The organism is Shewanella sp. 30m-14, from assembly GCF_052977125.1.
In genome coordinates this window covers 34,133-52,511 of sequence record NZ_JBRILW010000008.1, presented here as the reverse complement: position 1 = coordinate 52,511, position 18,379 = coordinate 34,133, and the positions used below count along the sequence as shown (strand labels likewise).

The 18,379-nt window shown below is 44.1% G+C and carries 17 protein-coding genes; 9 read left to right on the top strand and 8 right to left on the bottom strand.

Features of this window, described 5'->3' with window-relative positions; all coding sequences use genetic code 11:
- Positions 1 to 109 precede the first annotated feature (109 nt).
- Positions 110 to 3,310: a DUF3427 domain-containing protein gene (locus ACVBIU_RS07980; protein WP_447163463.1), complete on the bottom strand. Its 3,201-nt coding sequence runs from the start codon at positions 3,308 to 3,310 to the stop codon at positions 110 to 112.
- A 374-nt stretch (positions 3,311 to 3,684) separates the two neighbouring features.
- Here ACVBIU_RS07980 and ACVBIU_RS07975 point away from each other — a divergent pair, with 374 nt between their 5' ends.
- Positions 3,685 to 3,996 carry a helix-turn-helix domain-containing protein gene (locus ACVBIU_RS07975; RefSeq protein ID WP_447163462.1) on the top strand — a complete coding sequence of 104 codons (312 nt, stop codon included), beginning with the start codon at positions 3,685 to 3,687 and terminating at the stop codon, positions 3,994 to 3,996.
- Positions 3,993 to 5,249 (top strand): type II toxin-antitoxin system HipA family toxin, encoded by a 1,257-nt coding sequence (locus ACVBIU_RS07970; RefSeq protein ID WP_447163461.1) that lies wholly within the window; start codon positions 3,993 to 3,995, stop codon positions 5,247 to 5,249. Before ACVBIU_RS07975 ends, ACVBIU_RS07970 begins: the two co-directional genes overlap by 4 nt.
- Positions 5,250 to 5,401: 152 nt before the next feature.
- Here ACVBIU_RS07970 and ACVBIU_RS07965 read toward each other — a convergent pair whose 3' ends face one another.
- On the bottom strand, positions 5,402 to 6,265 hold the full coding sequence (locus tag ACVBIU_RS07965) for a YicC/YloC family endoribonuclease (RefSeq protein ID WP_447163460.1): 864 nt from the start codon (positions 6,263 to 6,265) through the stop codon (positions 5,402 to 5,404).
- Positions 6,266 to 6,538: 273 nt separating this feature from the next.
- Here ACVBIU_RS07965 and rph point away from each other — a divergent pair, with 273 nt between their 5' ends.
- Positions 6,539 to 7,252, top strand: coding sequence for a ribonuclease PH (rph, locus tag ACVBIU_RS07960; RefSeq protein ID WP_012157036.1), 714 nt, complete (start codon positions 6,539 to 6,541; stop codon positions 7,250 to 7,252).
- A 120-nt stretch (positions 7,253 to 7,372) separates the two neighbouring features.
- On the top strand, positions 7,373 to 8,014 hold the full coding sequence (gene pyrE / locus ACVBIU_RS07955) for an orotate phosphoribosyltransferase (RefSeq protein WP_447161734.1): 642 nt from the start codon (positions 7,373 to 7,375) through the stop codon (positions 8,012 to 8,014).
- Positions 8,015 to 8,379: 365 nt separating this feature from the next.
- On the opposite strand, the gene folE is transcribed toward pyrE, so the two are convergent.
- From folE to coaBC, 4 genes are all read right to left on the bottom strand, one after another.
- Positions 8,380 to 9,039, bottom strand: coding sequence for a GTP cyclohydrolase I FolE (gene folE / locus ACVBIU_RS07950; RefSeq protein WP_447162698.1), 660 nt, complete (start codon positions 9,037 to 9,039; stop codon positions 8,380 to 8,382).
- Positions 9,040 to 9,329: 290 nt separating this feature from the next.
- A complete protein-coding gene (slmA, locus tag ACVBIU_RS07945) occupies positions 9,330 to 9,923 on the bottom strand; it encodes a nucleoid occlusion factor SlmA (protein ID WP_220760941.1) in 594 nt (197 codons plus the stop codon).
- A gap of 99 nt (positions 9,924 to 10,022) precedes the next feature.
- Entirely contained in the window at positions 10,023 to 10,481 is a 459-nt protein-coding gene (gene dut, locus ACVBIU_RS07940; protein WP_447162697.1) for a dUTP diphosphatase, read from the bottom strand.
- Positions 10,481 to 11,674: a bifunctional phosphopantothenoylcysteine decarboxylase/phosphopantothenate--cysteine ligase CoaBC gene (coaBC, locus tag ACVBIU_RS07935; protein WP_447162696.1), complete on the bottom strand. Its 1,194-nt coding sequence runs from the start codon at positions 11,672 to 11,674 to the stop codon at positions 10,481 to 10,483. The genes dut and coaBC overlap by 1 nt, the downstream gene beginning before the upstream one ends.
- Positions 11,675 to 11,823: 149 nt before the next feature.
- Between coaBC and radC the strand changes: the two genes are divergently transcribed.
- The 4 genes from radC to argA all read left to right on the top strand — a co-directional run bounded on the left by radC (position 11,824) and on the right by argA (position 14,702).
- The gene (radC, locus tag ACVBIU_RS07930; RefSeq protein ID WP_447163459.1) at positions 11,824 to 12,501 is read left to right on the top strand and encodes a RadC family protein; all 678 of its coding nucleotides are present in this window, start codon (positions 11,824 to 11,826) and stop codon (positions 12,499 to 12,501) included.
- A gap of 128 nt (positions 12,502 to 12,629) precedes the next feature.
- A complete protein-coding gene (gene rpmB, locus ACVBIU_RS07925; protein WP_012157028.1) occupies positions 12,630 to 12,866 on the top strand; it encodes a 50S ribosomal protein L28 in 237 nt (78 codons plus the stop codon).
- A 6-nt stretch (positions 12,867 to 12,872) separates the two neighbouring features.
- Positions 12,873 to 13,046, top strand: coding sequence for a 50S ribosomal protein L33 (gene rpmG, locus ACVBIU_RS07920; RefSeq protein WP_012275560.1), 174 nt, complete (start codon positions 12,873 to 12,875; stop codon positions 13,044 to 13,046).
- Positions 13,047 to 13,382: 336 nt separating this feature from the next.
- Positions 13,383 to 14,702: an amino-acid N-acetyltransferase gene (gene argA, locus ACVBIU_RS07915; RefSeq protein ID WP_447162694.1), complete on the top strand. Its 1,320-nt coding sequence runs from the start codon at positions 13,383 to 13,385 to the stop codon at positions 14,700 to 14,702.
- Positions 14,703 to 14,836: 134 nt separating this feature from the next.
- Here the strand turns inward: argA and rarD are convergent, their stop codons facing one another.
- Positions 14,837 to 15,724 (bottom strand): EamA family transporter RarD, encoded by an 888-nt coding sequence (gene rarD / locus ACVBIU_RS07910; protein ID WP_447162384.1) that lies wholly within the window; start codon positions 15,722 to 15,724, stop codon positions 14,837 to 14,839.
- Between the two features lie 179 nt (positions 15,725 to 15,903).
- The gene (locus ACVBIU_RS07905) at positions 15,904 to 16,368 is read right to left on the bottom strand and encodes a thioesterase family protein (protein WP_447162385.1); all 465 of its coding nucleotides are present in this window, start codon (positions 16,366 to 16,368) and stop codon (positions 15,904 to 15,906) included.
- 173 nt (positions 16,369 to 16,541) lie between these two features.
- Between ACVBIU_RS07905 and recQ the strand changes: the two genes are divergently transcribed.
- The gene (recQ, locus tag ACVBIU_RS07900; RefSeq protein ID WP_447163458.1) at positions 16,542 to 18,365 is read left to right on the top strand and encodes a DNA helicase RecQ; all 1,824 of its coding nucleotides are present in this window, start codon (positions 16,542 to 16,544) and stop codon (positions 18,363 to 18,365) included.
- The last annotated feature ends 14 nt before the right edge of the window (positions 18,366 to 18,379 follow it).

The window sequence follows — 18,379 nt, the reverse complement described above, 5'->3', positions numbered from 1 at the left end:
AGGCTAGTTAGTGGGGGCGGTTGAGGTTGCTTAAATGAGCGAGTGGCGTAAAGCCACTCGTTTTGTGATGTCGAAATAGGCTGGTGGATCGGTTTAGCAAAGTAATCTATTAGCCAACAGCTAGCTTAGCTGTGTCATGCCACATATATGCAGGCATAGCTTGTTTTAGCTTCCACGTAATATTCATTGGTTGAGAGCCTTCATGCTTAACAAAGTCTACTGGACCAAAATTGACAAATCCCATGGTTTTTCCGTATTCATCTTTAGCTTGTTCTCTAACAAATAAGATGAATGTCTTGTTGTTTTCTTGCTGCTTTATATAGCTTAATCCTCTACCTGAGGTTGGCTTGGCGCTGTTCTGGGTTTGCCAATGAAATAGCGTAGGGCTGATCGCGTAGTCATGGTACATGGTCGTTGCTGAAAACTGCTTTTCGCATTTATCTAAGGTAACAAACAGAAGTTCGGTATTGGCATCTGCAATATTGAGTACACCTTCTCTACTCGATGATTTCTTATCAAATGTACTATCGCCAAACGCGACTAATATATGTTCCTTGGGATAACGTACATGCATCTTCAATGGCGAGTTATCCACTACTGTATTGCCTACGGCAGACATCTTAAATTCTTGTGTCGCTAAGCGTTCAATGAGCTGCGAAATCACGTCACTAAGCTCGTCTTGCAGTTTCTTATGTTTGAGTGCAAACAAACTATGCTCAATAGTATCAAATCCAGCTTGCTTGCCTGTTTTATCCCAAAAGTCATAATGGCACATGGTTGAGAAAAGCTGATTGTGTTGCTCATCTTTCGGCTCAACACCAGCTTGGGTTGGTAGTGAAAAATCACTTTCACACAAGGCTTTGATGAACAGTAAATAAGAGATCGAAGTACAACTTAATAAACGATTGTTGATTGCACGATAGTAAGCGGCATAAATGTCTAGTTCGTTCTGCTGTATCTCTTCTCCACTGCTTGTTTCTACAAGTGCTCGCCAACCACCAAACTTACCCACTTTTACTTTATAGATATCCTCTAATGACAAGTCAGGATAGATATGTAGAAAGTTTGCTAGCGTGAGGGGTAAATCTGTCGCGTTAGCGTAGTTTGAAATTAAGCTAAGCAGTCTATTTTTGTTTAAGGTTGCTAGCGATATGTTCTTTAAGATCATTTGCTGTGTTTTTTCTTGCAGCTCTATTCGACATCCTAAAGGTAAATGTGGAAACCCTTGTTTGATCTCTTTTGAAATAGATTGGTTTGTTTTGCCGATAAGCGCTCTAAACTTATGGGAAAAATCATACTCAGGGCGAGAGTTACCAACAAAATCAATGACAGTGCAGCACTCTTTATCTTTAGTTAGTCTTAACCCACGTCCTAGCTGCTGAAGAAATATGGTTAAGCTTTCTGTAGGTCTTAAAAACAGTAATGTATCCAGCTCTGGAATATCGACACCTTCGTTGAATATATCAACCACAAACAAAACGTTAATGTCTTTCGATTTTAAACGTTGCAGCTGAATGTCTCGTTCTTTTGAATTGTCACTTGTTAGTACGCCGCAAGGAATATTGCTTAAAGTGAACTTTTGCGCCATGAAGTTAGCGTGATCTTTGCTTACGCAAAACGCCAATGCGCGCATCTGCGATATGTCTGTGACAATTTCTTCTAAGCTTTGCAGTATTCGAAAGACCCTTTGGTCATTGTAAGTGTAGAGCTTGGTCAGTTCAGCGACATCATAGCGGCCTTTAGCCCATGAAATATTTGTGAGATCGGTATTATCATCAACAGCGAAGTATTGGAACGGTGATAAATGACGTTGATTAATGGCTTCTGGTAATCTGATTTCAGCAGCAATGACATTGCAGAAATCTTTAAGAATATCGGCGCCATCATGGCGCTCTGGTGTGGCTGTTAAACCGAGTAATATTTGTGGCTTAAAGTGTTCCAGAATCGCACGGTAACTGTTTGCAGCTATGTGATGGACTTCATCGATAACAATGTAATCAAAGTAATCTTCGGTTAATTGAATGGTCGCGAGTTGATTGTTTAAGCTTTGGATTGATGCGAATAACTGATTAAACTTTTGTGGTTTATTTTGCCCAACGAGTAGCTCACCAAATTGGCTACTTTTTAAAACGCCGCGATATGCACTTCTCGCTTGCTTTAAAATTTCCTCTCTATGAGCTAGAAATAGAAACTTAGCTTGAGGATTAGCCTCATAAAATTCAGCGAAATCAAATGCTGAAATGATGGTTTTTCCTGTTCCAGTAGCCGCGACAACGAGGTTTCGATACCTACCGTGTAATTCCCGTTCAACTTTTAGTTTGTCTAAGATGGCTCGCTGATGGGAATGGGGTTTGATATCAAAATAAAAGCTTTGTGAGGATGTATCGTAGGTGCCTCTGGCTTCTTGCAACGCGTTAACTAAGCGCTCTTTGCTTTGGGTCTTACCATCAAAATATTCGAAATCAGGTGATTCCCAGTAGGTTTCAAATGTACTGAGAGACTTTTCAATAATATGCGGGATCTCTTGCGAGGTGATCTTTAAGTTCCACTCTAATCCACTGGTTAAAGCTGAGTGTGACAGGTTGGATGAACCGATATAACCAGTATGAAAGCTCGAGTTACGCATAAATAGATAGGACTTTGCGTGTAAGCGTTCTCTGTTGGTGTTGTAGCTCAGCTTTACTTCCGTATTTGGCAAAGATGCTAAAAATTCAACGGCCTTAGCGTCAGTCGCTCCCATATAGGAGGTAGTGATAACTTTTAACTGCTTACCATAGCGAGTAAATTCTTCTAGTTCCTTTTTAAAGATCCTGATCCCAGCCCATTTAATAAATGAGACTAACCAATAGATTTTATCGGATGACTGAATTTCACGCTTTATTTCTGTTTCAAGAGATACGCCAGCATTACTTCCGCAAAACAGTTCGCTTTGAGTGAGTCCTGTTAGCGGCATGATACCTTCAATGTACTTTGGAAAATCTGATGATATTGGGTTTTGCTTATCGAGCAATGCTGTCAGAATTTTGCCTTGGCTATCAATGAGATTTTCGGTAATCAGCTCACTATCGGCAATATTAGAACTAAGCCATTCGATGACTTTATTGGCTAAACTGATTTGCTCAAAAACGCGATCATTGCCATTAGGTACAGAGTCTATTGCTATTTCGATAATTCGAGTCAAAAAGCGTGATAACCAAGAAGCTGCTTCGCCATTTTCTAATGAACGTTCGCCAACATAGAAAGCTTTGCGATCTAATTTCTGTTCGACCAATTGAGTTATCAGTTGCTCGTATATGCCGGTTTGGTTCATGAAAAATGCTTTTATCATTTGAAGTTAGCTAAGAGTAACCGAATTGATTAATAGAAATAAGTAGTGGTGCTCAAACTTATCAACGGAATTAGTAATACTGATTTTCCGGCAACAAAAAGCCCAGCATTTAGCTGGGCTCTACTCATATTTTACTGCTTGTCTTTTATAACGATTTTCACAAGCTCAGAAGCAGTTACTCTACGTTCTGGATCTGTTTGTAGAGCTCTGACTATCGATCCTTTAAAGTATATTTACAACTATTAAGTTGTATTGATGGCTTAATACATCAGATAAGTTGTTTATAGCTAGCTTTACAACTAATATGTTGTTTATATGTTTGTGTACAACTTTTCTATTGTTTGAGGTTGGGTGTGATGACGATTGAGCAAATTTCCAAACTACTTTCATCTCGACGTAAACAGCTCCAGATGGAACAAAAAGATATGTATATGCGTATCGGTATGAAGCAGCAGCAATATCAGCGTATCGAAGCGGGTAGCGATATGAAGTTGTCTACTCTATTACGTGTTCTAGATGGCTTAAATATGGAATTATCTATTACCCCTAAGGGAAGCAATATTGATCAACCTAGATTAGAAGTCGCTTCAAGTGATGCCAGTGTTGAATCGCTAGAAGATGATTCGGATGATTTAGGGTTTTGGTTTGGATCTGAGGATCAGAAATGAGCAAACAAACAGAGCAAGTAGAAGGATTGAATATTCAGCTACACGGTGTCGATATTGGCGTTGTTGCTCATTATGCTGGCGGAAAGAACATACTTAGTTTTAACCCTGAATATATTGCAATGCCCAAGCATGAAAGACCCGTGCTTACACTTAGACAGCTTCAAGATCCTAGTTATTTTTCTAAGCCTCAAATCCGCAGTGAAAAAATACCACCTGTATTATCTAATTTATTACCAGAAGGGATCTTAAGAGATATAGTGGCGAAAGCGCTTCAATGTCACGTAAATAACGAGTTCTCGATTTTGGCCTATTTGGGGACTAATTTGCCTGGTGCATTGGTGGCGACGCCTATCAGGGCAGGTAAAATGCCAATTTGGGCATTAGAACAACGTTTAGTGACCGAACCACAGCAGATTAACGTTAAACATGCAGATACTAAATTCTCGCTTGCTGGTGTACAGATGAAATTCTCATCTTCTCATGTAGATGGTCGCTATCACATTGATCAGGAAATCTCTGAAGATATGTGGATTATTAAAACGCCTTCAACGGTGCATAAAGGTGTGTCTGTCAATGAATATACCTGTATGAAGTTAGCCGAAGCTGCAGGCGCAAAAATCCCAGATATACGCTTAATCAAACTCAATGAGTTAGAGGGATTACCAAATATCAGACTCCCCGATGAAACATACGCTTATGGTATAAAACGTTTTGATCGTACTGATGAAGGGCGAGTGCATACAGAAGACTTTGCTCAAATTTTTGGCCTATATCCTACAGATAAATATCAGAAAGTTAACTATGAACAATTAGGGCAGGTACTATTCCGTACAAGTAATGATCGCTTGGGTGATATACAGCAAATGGCGAGAAGATTACTGATTAATATACTGTTAGGTAATGGTGATGCTCACCTTAAGAATTGGACCATCATCTACCAAGATCAACGTTCTCCTCGTTTGTCACCGCTCTATGATGTGGTATTCACAGCTCCTTACATACAAGATGACAGCCTAGCTTTGAATATGGCCAAGTCAAAACAGTGGTATGAAATGACGTTGCAGCATTTTGAGAAATGGTCAAATACGGTAGGTGTTCCATGGGTTGCAATTAAACCACATCTTCTCGATACGATAGAGAAGGCTCGCTCTATGTGGCCAGAGATGCTCGAAGCACTGCCTATGCTAGATGAGCATAAAGACGCTTTGCAAGCTCATTGGCAAACGTTATCAGCAGACTTTAAGGTTCGTTAGTTTTATGTCGTTAAAATCAGGTTTTATCGACATATGCTGAGCTGACATCCCATAACGACAGACTAAAGGCAAACAAAAGCCCAGCGGTAAACTGGGCTCTACTTATATTTTGCTGCTTGGCTTTTTAAGCGACTTCTATAAACGCAAAAAGCTTACTCTACGTTCTGGATCTGCTCACGCATCTGCTCGATAAGCACTTTAAGCTCTACTGCTGCTGCAGTCACATCTGCGCTGATTGACTTAGACGCTAGGGTGTTTGACTCACGGTTGAACTCTTGCATCATAAAGTCTAGACGGCGACCTTGTGCGCCACCTTTCTTAAGAATACGGCGAGTTTCTGCTACGTGGGCGTCAAGACGGTCCATCTCTTCGGCAACATCCATCTTTTGCGCGAGTAGTACCATCTCTTGCTCTAAACGAGCAGGGTCTAGTTCACCGGTGATTTCGGCTAAACGGTTAGTTAGCTTGTCACGCTGCCATTGCATAACTGTTGGCATGTGACCGCGGACAACGGCGACTTGCTCAACGATTTGGTCAAGACGGGTTTGCAGCATGGTGTTGATGGCATCACCTTCACGGCCACGGGCTTCGATAAATTGATCGATTGCCGAATCAAAAGCCACTAACAACTCTTTAGCTAAGGCATCCATGTCTTGCTCAGAGCCTGACATCACACCTGGCCAGCGCAGTACATCAACCACGTTAAGCTCGCCTTGGCCAGCTTCGTTTTTAACCCAGTTAGCGGCGTTGATAATTTGCTTGGCTAGATCTTGGTTAAGTTGTAGTTCGCTGTCGCTCTTTTCGTTTAGGTCATAGCGAAGGTTGACTTCGACTTTACCGCGGTTAAGGCGTTTACGTAGACGATCTCTAAGAACAGGCTCCAAGCTGCGGAAATGTTCTGGTAGGCGTAAATAGGTTTCTAAGTAACGCTGATTAACTGAACGGATTTCCCAAGAGGCGGTGCCCCAATCTGCTTTGTGCTCAATGCGAGCGTAGGCTGTCATGCTTTGGATCATGGATGATTTCCAGTGTAGTTCGTCTAAGTGAGTAGTGATTATATACTCAAATAAATTGCAGGTGCAGGTATTAGTGTTAATTTTACGCGTGCAAACTCGATGAGATTGGGTGTTCGCGAGCATTTTAGGCCGCGGTAAGTAATAGGCTTAGGCAATGTGATTGAGCTTAGGTTTTTTGGGTCTCTGTTTTATGATTCAGATAGCATAGTGGCTAACATGTCCCTATAATATGCAGCCAAATTACCCCAATGCCCTTATATACAGGAATTCATCATGCGCCCAAGCAACAGAACTCCAGCACAGTCTCGCCCTGTGACTATTACTCGTCAGTTTACTGCTCACGCCGAAGGTTCGGTTTTAGTTGAGTTCGGTGATACTAAAGTGCTGTGTACCGCTAGTTTTGAAGAAGGCGTACCGCGTTTCCTTAAAGGCCAAGGTCAAGGTTGGGTAACGGCTGAATATGGCATGTTGCCACGTTCAACGCATAGCCGTATGCAGCGCGAAGCCGCTCGCGGTAAGCAGTCTGGTCGTACTCAAGAAATTCAACGTCTAATTGGTCGTTCACTACGCGCTGCGGTAGACATGAAGCTACTAGGCGAAAACACCATTGTTATCGATTGTGATGTGATTCAAGCTGACGGTGGTACACGTACCGCTGCGATAACTGGCGCATGTGTTGCACTAGTTGACGCGCTTAACTGGGCTCGTGGTAAAGGTATCTTAAAGACTAACCCGCTTAAGTTCCTTATTGCTGCGGTCAGTGTTGGTATTTATAAAGGCGAGCCAATCTGCGATTTAGAATATATCGAAGATAGCGCTGCTGAAACTGACATGAACGTGGTAATGACTGAAACTGGTAAGATCATCGAGATCCAGGGAACAGCTGAAGGTGAGCCATTTAGCCATGAAGAGCTATTAAGTTTACTTGATTTGGCTAAGCACGGTATTCGCGAAATCGTTGATATCCAGAAAGCGTCATTGAGCTAATCATCGTTTTTGTTATTAGGGCCCTTCGGGGTCCTTTTTGTAAGTAAAAAAAATCAACTAATACTAAATACTACTAAATAATACATAGAGTATTACCCCCTACATTTTTAAGGAGAGATTGTGAAAGCCTATCAACGTGAGTTTATTGAATTTGCCCTAGAGCGTCAGGTACTTCGATTTGGCGAATTTACGTTAAAGTCAGGCCGCACTAGCCCTTATTTCTTTAACGCTGGCCTGTTTAACACTGGCCGTGATTTAGCGCGTCTAGGTCGTTTCTACGCGGCGGCATTGGTTGATTCGGGTATTGAGTATGACTTGCTATTTGGCCCTGCCTACAAAGGTATTCCAATCGCAACCACGACTGCGGTAGCGCTGTGTGATCATCACGATATCGATATGCCTTACTGCTTTAACCGTAAAGAGAAGAAAGAGCACGGCGAAGGTGGCAGCTTGGTGGGTAGCGAGCTTCAAGGACGCGTAATGTTGGTTGATGACGTGATTACTGCTGGTACGGCTATTCGTGAGTCTATGGAGATCATCCAGGCGCATAAGGCATCACTTGCGGGCGTACTGATTGCCCTTGACCGCCAAGAGAAGGGTAAGGGCGAGCTTTCTGCGATTCAAGAAGTTGAGCGCGACTTTGGCTGTGACATCGTGTCTATCATTAAGCTCGAAGACTTGATTAACTACCTGTCAGAAAACACGGGTATGGAAGCGCAGCTTGCATCAGTAAGCGCTTACCGCGACCAGTATGGGATTTAAAGCGTAGAACGCCTTCGGCTACAGAACGCTGCGCTTACGGATAACGGAACGCTGCGCTTACGGAAAAGATAAATGCCGCGACTACAGTTAAATGTAATCGCGGCATTTTTTATGCTGTTTTACCGTAAGCTAGGAGCGTTCTGTAAGTGAGTCTACGAACGTTCCGCCTACTGTAGCGAAGCGTTCGTATCTGCTTTTAATTTCGGTAAGGCCGAAGGCCGTTCTGTTATCCGTGAACGAGTCTACGAGTGTTCCGTTTTCGGCTTTGCTTTTCCTAGCAGGCCGAAGGCCGTCCTCGAAGCGAAGCGTCCTAGAACCTAGAACCTTCTTTTACCTTAATTACTTAGCTCTTAGTTGCTAAACTCTTAGTTACTTAAGAATTCAGCCCTTGTCGCTGGGTTTGACTTAAATTTGCCGCCTAGCGCTGTGGTGGTGGTTGAGCTGGTTGAGTCCATCACGCCACGAGATTTGACGCAGTAATGCACCGCATCCATCTTAACCGCTACATCTTGAGTGCCTAATAACGCCTGTAGCGCCACTAGAACCTGTTGTGTCAGACGCTCTTGCACCTGAGGGCGCTGAGCAAAGAAACGCACGATACGGTTAATTTTAGACAGACCGATAATGTTCTCACGTGGTAGGTAAGCCACGGTTGCCACACCGTCGATGGTGACTAAGTGATGTTCACAAGTACTGGTTAAGCTGATGTCGTTAACCTTAACCATTTCATCAAAGCCCATCTTGTTTTCGATGACGGTGATCTTTGGAAAGTTGGCGTAGTCTAGGCCTGAGAATATTTCATCGACATACATTTTGGCGATACGACGTGGTGTATCCGCTAAGCTGTCATCGCTTAAATCCAGTGACATTAAGGTCAAGATCTCACGCATATGATGCTCAATCTTGTCTTTGCGTACTTCAGCGGTTAGCTCGCTAGGTAGCATCGGCGTTTCTAAGCCGCGCTCCATTAATGCAGCTTTTACTATTTGAGCAGATTCACTGAGGATTGCTTCTCTTGATGTCATAAGTTCCTCCTTCACCATAAACAATGAGTGGTGATTTTCGTATCCAGTGTACTAGGGCCGTCAGTCTTATTGAGACTAAGTTATCTCAAAAAAATAAGTTATCTCATGAAAAAATGAATAGTTTGAGTGGCAACTATTTGCATTGTATTTAGAGAGGACGGGAGAATAGCGCTATTTGCTGTAAATATACACCGAAAACCGCATTGGAGATAAGAAAAACCGACTAATTTAGTCGGTTTTTCTATTTGAGACATTGTAATGCTAGATCCGCAGTGGCTTTTTAAGCTGCGTTAGCTTTGAAGCAGTTGCTGTTGGATGAAAGTCCACTGTTCATTAAAGTGCTTGGTCGGCTTGAGCTTAAACTCACTACGCACAAACTGAGCGATGCGGCCTTCGGCTACAGCAAGCAGTAAGTTAGCTAACACGGCTTCATCGAGCTCAAAGCCTTTACCTTCACGTAGACTCTTCTCGCGTAAAATTTGCTTTAAATGCGTTTCAATCTTCGAGAATAACTGGCTAATACGGCTACGCAGGCGTTCGTTTTCACCCAGTAGTGCATCACCGTTTAATACTCGCGAGATCCCTGGGTTGCGCTCGGCAAACACCAACAATAGTTGCAAGAGTTGCTGGCAACGTTTCATGGTGTCTTTTTCTTCGTCCATGATCAGGTTGATACGAGAGAGTAGCGATTCTTCGATAAACTCAATGAGTCCTTCAAACATACGCGCCTTGCTAGGAAAGTGACGGTAGAGCGCCGCTTCTGATACGCCAACTTCTGCGGCTAATTTAGCTGTGGTGATCCGTTGTCCTGGGCTCGTTTCTAGCATTGTCGCTAAGCATTGGAGGATATGCTCACGACGATTTATCTTAGGGCTTGCAGCCATTTATCTGTCCTTCACTCGATTACTACTGAGCGAGACGGCAAGGAAACTTTGCTCCATGCTATCCATTTAAATTGATTACGCGAGGTTCGCTGAAATCTGTTATTTGGTTCCTGAGTGGCCAAATCCACCTGCGCCGCGATCAGACTGATCAAACTCATCGACAAGTTTAAATTCAGCCTGTACAACCGGTACAAATACCAGCTGCGCGAGTCTATCACCAATTTCGATTGTAAAAGGCTCACTGCCACGATTCCAGCAAGAGACCATTAATGGTCCTTGGTAGTCAGAATCGATAAGTCCAACAAGATTACCCAATACGATACCGTGCTTATGGCCAAGGCCTGAGCGAGGTAAAATCACCGCAGCTAAACTAGGGTCTGCCACGTGAATAGCAATGCCTGTCGGGATAAGTACGGTTTCACCCGGCTGTATTGTTAGCTGGGTGTCGGTGATGGCGCGAAGATCCATGCCTGCACTGCCTGGTGTGGCGTAAGCGGGTAGCGGAAATTCTGTGCCGATCCGTGAATCGAGGATTTTTAATTCGATTGGTGTCTTCATTAGTTTTTTATTTTATTCGCTATTAGGGTGAGCAATTGCTTGGCTAGCGTGTCTTTATCAACAGCGGGTAGCTCTTGACTACCATCGCTCCAAAACACGCTCAATGCATTCGCGTCGCTATTAAAACCAATGTCGCTATTAGATACATCGTTAGCGGCAATCATATCGAGCTTTTTACGGCTTAACTTACCACGAGCATATTGCTCTACATCATTGGTTTCAGCTGCAAATCCGACGGTAAATGGTCGGTTAGCATGGCTGGCAACGCTGGCTAAGATATCAGGATTTCGCACTAGCGCAAGCTGCATCTGCTCAGCTGATTTTTTAATTTTATTTTCTGCGACTTCAGCGATTCGGTAATCGGCAACGGCTGCGCAGCCGATAAAGATTTGATGCTGTTCAACCTGCGGCATCACCGCGTCTAACATCTCTTGAGCCGACTCAACATTAATGCGAGTCACGCCTGCTGGCGTCGCTAAATTGACAGGGCCTGCGACCAGAGTCACCTCTGCGCCCATCTGCGCTGCCGCTTTAGCCAGTGCAAAGCCCATCTTGCCTGAGCTATGGTTGGAAATATAACGCACAGGATCAATCGCTTCACGGGTAGGACCCGCTGTGAGTAGCAGTGACATACCTTGCAGTAATTTAGGGCCAAAAAAATCAACGGCCTTGTCGGCAATAGCGACAGGTTCAAGCATTCTGCCAGGACCGACTTCACCGCAAGCTTGTGAGCCTGAATCTGGCCCCCAAATCTGTAAACCTCGCTGCGCCACTTGCGTTAAGTTGGCTTGGGTTGCGCTGTTGCGGTACATCTGTTGGTTCATTGCCGGGCAAAGTACCACAGGTGCCTCGGTGGCTAAGCAGGTCGTTGTAATTAACTCGTCTGCCATGCCAGCGTTTATGCGTGCGATAAGGTTTGCTGTCGCTGGGGCAATAATGACTAAGTCGGCCCAGCGTGCTAATTCGATATGCCCCATGGACGCTTCGGCCGTGGGATCAAGCAGATCGGTTGCTACCGGATAGCCTGAAAGTGCCTGCAAAGTGAGCGGAGTAATAAATTCCTGCGCACTTTGACTCATAACCACGCGGACGTCTGCGCCGCGCTCTTTTAATTTCCGTACTAGGTCAGCAGATTTGTATGCGGCTATGCCGCCGCCGATGCCCAGCAGTACTTTTTTGTTATTGAGACCCATACTTAACTCTTTCCATAATCACTTTGGCGATAAATGTTTCATCACGCTGCAGATGTTGCGGCCTAAGATATCACAAACCGCTAAATGGTGATGAACAACTTCCAAAAATCTAGACCATACTCATAGAAGAAAACAACAGGGAGGTTGTGATGGCGATTAAGGATTGGCCCGAAGGGGAAGCACCGCGAGAAAAATTATTAAATAACGGGGTGAAGCAGTTATCGGATGCTGAATTATTGGCGGTATTGCTTAGGATTGGCGTAAAAGGCTTAAGTGCTGTTGAGCTGGCAAGAACTATGCTAAATGAGTTTGGGGGGCTTAGAGGCCTGCTTAGCGCGTCTCAAATGCAAGTTTGTAGGCAAGATGGAATAGGTCCGGTAAAATTTGCGCAAATACAGGCTGCAGTGGAATTAGGTACGCGAATTTCGCAAGAAAAACTACAAAGAGGAAATTTTTTATCTGATCCTGATTTAACTCGGGACTATTTAATGAGACAATTGTCTGATCGTGCTTACGAAGTGTTCGCTATTTTATTGTTAGATAGTCAACATAGGGTGATTCAATTCGTTGAATTATTTAGGGGCACAATCAATTCAGCATCGGTTTATCCACGTGAAGTGGTGAGCCTAGTGCTTGAAAAAAACGCTGCGGCTGTAATCGTGTGTCACAATCACCCCTCAGGGATTGCAGAACTAAGTTCAGCCGATAGACGAATTACTGAGCGATTGAAACAAGCCTTACAAACCATCGATGTTTCCTTGTTGGACCATATGGTTGTGGGCGATCGAGAGATAGTTTCTTTCGCTGAACGGGGATGGATAGATTAATCTATCCCTTGATCTTTGATTTTAGATCCTGTATAAAATGCGCCCTCTGTTGTGTGCCTCAGGCGACGGCCGTGTTCGAGGTGCATTAATGCTCGAGCGTTAAATATATTGTTTTGGAGAAGATTGACATGTCAAGAGTATGCCAAGTAACTGGCAAGCGACCAATGGTTGGTAACAACCGTTCGCACGCGAAGAATTCAACGCGTCGTCGTTTTTTACCTAACCTACAGAACCACCGTTTCTGGTTAGAAAACGAAAAGCGTTTCGTACAGCTACGTATATCTACTAAAGGTATGCGTATCATCGATAAAAAAGGTATTGAAGTTGTTATTGCTGAACTTCGTGCCCGCGGCGAGAAGGTGTAATAAACCATGGCTAAAGCTAAAGGTAATCGTGAGAAGATCAAGCTAGTTTCTAGCGCTAACACTGGTCACTTCTACACGACTGAAAAAAACAAACGTAACATGCCTGAAAAAATGGAAATCAAGAAATTTGATCCAGTTGTTCGTCAGCACGTTATGTACAAAGAAGCTAAAATCAAGTAATTACTTGTTTAAGCATCTTGGAAAAAGCCTCTATTTATAGGGGCTTTTTTTTGCCTAAAATTTGGCATTACTCTGCAATATCATTGTTTTCTATCCCGCTCATTCGTCATTGGTGACTTCATTTTTCACCTAAATCCTCGCGCGGCTTTACTTAATAGCCTTAGCACAAATAACACCAATTTATGCCTGCCAGACGTACTTTACCCTAATGTAAAAATAAACAGTTAAATTGAAAATAAATGCTTTTTAAATGAATATAAATGCAATACTATCTCTTGAAGTTACTAAATTCTGTTATTCAGATGAATGTATATTTACTCTTGAGGTGATTCTAGCGTGCGTACCACTGAACTTGTTGATGGATTTCGTCATTCCGCTTCCTATGTTAATGCCCATAGGGGCAAAACCTTTGTTGTGATGCTGGGCGGTGAAGCCTTAGCTCAGAAACAGTTTCGCGCCATTATCAACGATATTGCATTGCTGCATAGCCTAGGGATCAAAATCGTCTTGGTGCATGGTGCTAGGCCTCAAATTGATGAAGCCCTCGCGCAATACAGTCTGCCTGCCGAATATTACAATGGTGTAAGAGTTACGGAAGAAGATGCTCTTAAGGTGATTAAGCAGGTTGTTGGTGGCTTACATCTCGACATTACCGCGCGCTTGTCGATGAGTTTAAGTAACACGCCTATGCAAGGTGCGCAGATCAATGTTGTTAGTGGCAACTTTGTTATTGCACAACCGCTAGGAGTTGAAGATGGCGTCGATTATTGCCTCAGCGGTAAAGTGCGCCGAATTGACAGTCAAGGCTTGAAACGTCAGCTTGATAATGGCGGTATCGTATTGCTTGGGCCTGTCGCCGCCTCTGTGACGGGGGAGAGTTTTAATCTTACAGCTGAAGAGGTTGCTACCCAGATAGCCATCAAGCTTCAAGCGGATAAGATGATAGGTTTTAGCTCGCAGAAAGGTATCTTAGATGAGACCGGTCAGGTCATCGCCGAATTGATGCCGACAGATGCGCAAACTATTTTAAATAACCTGTCACAAGTCACGCCACTGTGCGTGGGAACAAAAGCTTTTTTGCAGGCAAGCATTGATGCGTGTCGTAATGGCGTGAGCCGCTGCCACTTTGTTAGCTACCTCGATGACGGAGCCTTGCTACAAGAGCTTTTCTCTCGCGATGGCATTGGTACTCAGATTGTGACTGAAAGTGCCGAACGCTTGCGTAGAGCGTCGATTAGCGATATCGGTGGTGTGTTAGATCTCATTCGTCCATTAGAGCAAAAAGGAGTTTTGGTCAGACGTTCACGTGAGCAGCTTGAAATGGAGATAGAGCAATTTATGCTGATTGAGCGCGATAGCTTAGTGATCGGTTGCGCTGCGTTTTATCCATTCGAGGAGGATAATGCGGGGGAGTTTGCTTGTTTGGTGGTGCACCCTGATTACCGTGATGCCGATAGAGGCAGCTTGTTGCTACAAAATATTATTGGTCAGGCAAGAGTGAGAGGCTATTCGCGCTTGTTTGCCTTAACGACTCGCAGTATTCATTGGTTCTTAGAGCATGGCTTTAATATCGTTGAGGTTGATGAGTTACCTGAGAAGAAAAAGCAGCTGTATAACTACCAACGAAAATCGAAAATCCTGGCTTTGGAGTTGTGAGTCCACTCTTAGAACGTGACCCTTTGATTTTGAGCTTAAAAGAGCCTGATATGTTGCTTTATCGATAATCAATGGCCCCACTAAACAAAAAAGCGAACCTCAGGTTCGCTTTTTTGTTTAAGATTCAAGACGGCTTATTTCTTAGCTTTTCTTTTATAAAACATATCAGTAGTAAACAATATCAATGCTGCCCAAATGAACGCGAAAGTAATGCCTTTTTCGGCATCGAATGGTTCATTGAATAAGCTGATTGCTAGCACAAACATGATACTTGGACCTATGTATTGAAAAAATCCTAGCATTGAAAAGGGGATCCTCACCGCCGCGGAGGCAAAGCACAATAGAGGAATCGTGGTGACGATACCGGCTGCCACTAGCAGTAGATTCAAATGCCAGTCGTTAGTGAGCAGATGAGTTAATGAATCGCCCATATTGGTAAACAGGAAAATTAGCGCGATTGGCATCAAAATAGCGGTTTCTACCAATAAGCCAGTCTTGGCGTCGACATTCACTTTTTTACGCAGTAAACCGTAAAATGCAAACGAGCAAGCTAAACCAAGTGATACCAATGGAATTGAGCCAAATGAGATCAGCTGGATCATCACGCCAGTTGCCGCAAGAGCAACAGCGGCCCACTGGAGTTTACGTAGGCGCTCACCGAGAAATATCATCGCTAAGCTAACGTTCACTAACGGGTTAATGAAGTAACCTAGGCTGGCATCGAGCATATGGTCGTTATTGACCGCCCAAATAAACAGTAACCAGTTACCGGCAATCAGTACTGATGTGACACAAAGTACCGCGAGTTGCTTTGGCTGTTTAAGTAAGTGACGCAGGCGGGCAAAACCACCGAACAGTGCAATTAATATTGTCACAAAGAAAAATGACCAGATCACTCGGTGCAGCAAGATCTCAGATGCAGGAACATCGCCGAGTAACTTAAAATAGATCGGGGCAAACCCCCAAAGGGTATAGGCGCAAATGGCGTACAGTATGCCTTTACGGTATTCAGTTTCTTGCATTGGAATGTACTAAATAGGAAAGTAGCCGCTGATTGTAGTCTTGCTAAGCAATAGACTCAAGCGGGTGGGCGGCTTTATTGGAGTGGCTTGCTGTTGTGTGAATTTGACAGCTAGGAAACTTTAGCTGCCACTTAAAGCTAAGCGAGTGATTTGTTTTTATTTAATGTCTGGTTTAACGTCTAGCCAACCATATAAGTGCCTGTGCCAAAAGCAATATGGTCGCCTTTTTCGTTATGCAGTTCCATTCTTGAAACTGATACACGATTACCTGCGCGGATCACTGTGCCTGTCCCTGTAAATATTTCACCACGGCCAGGTCGAAGGTAGTCAATTCTAAGATCGATTGTGCCTAACGTTTTAATACGATGTGCTAACTCTTCAATGCTCCAGTCGTCACGGCTTGCTACTAACCCTGAAAACGCTGTGAGGCCGCCGACGACATCAAGGACTGTAGCCGTAACCCCGCCATGAAGGATCTGCTGATGAATATTGCCAATCAGCTCAGGTTTCATGGTCACCTGGATCTCTACACCGTCCATATCATATCGCTTGATATCCATACCAAGCAGGTTATGAAAGGGCACGTGCTTGTCAAAAATCTCAGCGACTCTTCGTAGTGTCTCTTGTTGAATAAGCTGACTCATCTTGCATCCTTGTTTGCTGATTGGAAATCTTATTGGCCACTTTAGAGTATTTAATCTATCGCTAATGGATGGGGTGATGCAAGCTCAAATTTTATTCATTAGCGAGAATCGAGAGAGACAATGTCGCTCGCCTCAATTAGAATAGTCGACCCTATTTTTAATACAGGTTTACTATGGATCCGGTTGCGCTCGATAATTCGGTCGATCAATTATCTTCCACCCTTCAGTCGGTATTTGGTTACCGTACTTTTAGAGAGGGGCAGCGAGAGGTTATTGAACAGATCTGCGCGGGACAAGATTGCTTAGTTATCATGCCTACTGGCGGTGGTAAAAGCCTGTGTTATCAATTACCAGCATTAATCATGCCTGGTCTGACAGTTGTTGTCTCCCCCCTGATCTCCTTAATGAAAGATCAGGTTGATAGCCTTATTCAAACGGGTGTATCTGCAGCTTACTTAAACTCCTCTCAACCAAGAGAAGAGAGTCTGCAAGTTTTGCAGAAGATGCGTTATGGCGAGCTGAAGTTATTGTACGTATCGCCAGAGCGTTTACTGCAGGCAAGTTTTATCGACAGATTGCATGAGCTTAATGTATCGCTATTTGCTATCGATGAAGCGCACTGTATCTCGCAGTGGGGCCATGACTTTAGACCTGAATATGCCGCGTTAGGCCGATTACGTCAGCAGTTTCCGCAAGTCCCCATCATGGCGCTGACTGCGACAGCCGATAAAGCGACTCGAGCCGATATTTGTGAGCGGTTAACCATAACGCCACATTCACTGTTAACCAGTTTTGATCGACCTAACATTCGCTATACCGTGGCTGAAAAGCTCAATGCAGCAAATCAGTTGCGTCAGTTTGTTGATGCACAAAACGGCACCAGTGGCATTGTGTACTGTAGTAGCCGTCGCCGGGTTGATGAGGTCGCTGAGCGCTTGCGTCTGCAAGGGCATCAAGCCGAAGCTTACCATGCGGGTAAAACGCAAGAAGAGCGAGCAGATGTACAAGATAGATTTCTAAAAGATCAGTTAGACATAGTGGTTGCAACTGTGGCATTTGGCATGGGGATCAACAAATCTAACGTGCGCTATGTGGTGCATTACGATATTCCCAAGAGTGTAGAAGCTTATTATCAAGAAACCGGACGAGCAGGGCGTGATGGGCTGGACTCTGAAGCATTAATGCTGTTTGACCCTGCCGATATTGGCCGGGTGCGGCACTTAATCGAGCAGTCAGAGCCTGGTCCGCAGCAGCAAGTCGAGTTTCATAAGCTTAATACCATGGCAGCCTTTGCCGAGGCGCAGACTTGTCGTCGCCAGGTGCTACTGCATTACTTCGATGAAAGTGCGCAAAAGGCCTGTGGTAACTGCGATATCTGCTTAGATCCGCCCAAAAAATACAATGGCATTCAAGATGCTCAAAAAGTGTTGTCTTGTATCTACCGTATTGGGCAACGCTTTGGTATTAATCATCTTATTGACGTGCTGCGTGGTTCAAAGTCGGCGAATGTGATTGAACGTGGACATGACAAGTTATCTACGTGGGGCATTGGTAAAGAGAAAAGCCACGAGCATTGGCTCAGTGTGATAAGGCAGCTGATCCATTTAGGGCTGGCGAATCAAGATATCACCCGAGGCTCTTCTGTTACCCTAAACCCATCTGCACGCGCAGTGCTTAAAGGTGAAGTGGAGCTATTACTTGCTGAGCCTAGAATTGTTATTCAAACCACTAAGCGCCGCAGTAATAACTCCCGTGCGCCGCTGAATTACGACCGCAAGTTATTTGCAAGGTTGAAACTACTGCGCCGTACCCTAGCCGAAGAGTTAGATGTACCGCCCTATTTGGTGTTTAACGATGCAACTCTGGCTGAGATGGCGGCGATATTACCAACCAGTCCTGGAGAAATGTTGGCGGTAAACGGTGTTGGTGAGCGTAAACTTGAACGGTTTGGTGGCGAGTTCTTAGATGAAATAGCGGATTATCTTGCCGAAGGCTAATCAGCCTTTGAGCT

What these genes read in the sequence shown, in the direction of transcription:
- ACVBIU_RS07980 (WP_447163463.1), bottom strand. Translation starts at nt 3,310, where the DNA reads ATGAACCAAACCGGCATATACGAGCAACTGATAACTCAATTGGTCGAA.
- ACVBIU_RS07975 (WP_447163462.1), top strand. Translation starts at nt 3,685, where the DNA reads ATGACGATTGAGCAAATTTCCAAACTACTTTCATCTCGACGTAAACAG.
- ACVBIU_RS07970 (WP_447163461.1), top strand. Translation starts at nt 3,993, where the DNA reads ATGAGCAAACAAACAGAGCAAGTAGAAGGATTGAATATTCAGCTACAC.
- ACVBIU_RS07965 (WP_447163460.1), bottom strand. Translation starts at nt 6,265, where the DNA reads ATGATCCAAAGCATGACAGCCTACGCTCGCATTGAGCACAAAGCAGAT.
- rph (WP_012157036.1), top strand. Translation starts at nt 6,539, where the DNA reads ATGCGCCCAAGCAACAGAACTCCAGCACAGTCTCGCCCTGTGACTATT.
- folE (WP_447162698.1), bottom strand. Translation starts at nt 9,039, where the DNA reads ATGACATCAAGAGAAGCAATCCTCAGTGAATCTGCTCAAATAGTAAAA.
- slmA (WP_220760941.1), bottom strand. Translation starts at nt 9,923, where the DNA reads ATGGCTGCAAGCCCTAAGATAAATCGTCGTGAGCATATCCTCCAATGC.
- dut (WP_447162697.1), bottom strand. Translation starts at nt 10,481, where the DNA reads ATGAAGACACCAATCGAATTAAAAATCCTCGATTCACGGATCGGCACA.
- coaBC (WP_447162696.1), bottom strand. Translation starts at nt 11,674, where the DNA reads ATGGGTCTCAATAACAAAAAAGTACTGCTGGGCATCGGCGGCGGCATA.
- radC (WP_447163459.1), top strand. Translation starts at nt 11,824, where the DNA reads ATGGCGATTAAGGATTGGCCCGAAGGGGAAGCACCGCGAGAAAAATTA.
- rpmB (WP_012157028.1), top strand. Translation starts at nt 12,630, where the DNA reads ATGTCAAGAGTATGCCAAGTAACTGGCAAGCGACCAATGGTTGGTAAC.
- rpmG (WP_012275560.1), top strand. Translation starts at nt 12,873, where the DNA reads ATGGCTAAAGCTAAAGGTAATCGTGAGAAGATCAAGCTAGTTTCTAGC.
- rarD (WP_447162384.1), bottom strand. Translation starts at nt 15,724, where the DNA reads ATGCAAGAAACTGAATACCGTAAAGGCATACTGTACGCCATTTGCGCC.
- ACVBIU_RS07905 (WP_447162385.1), bottom strand. Translation starts at nt 16,368, where the DNA reads ATGAGTCAGCTTATTCAACAAGAGACACTACGAAGAGTCGCTGAGATT.
- recQ (WP_447163458.1), top strand. Translation starts at nt 16,542, where the DNA reads ATGGATCCGGTTGCGCTCGATAATTCGGTCGATCAATTATCTTCCACC.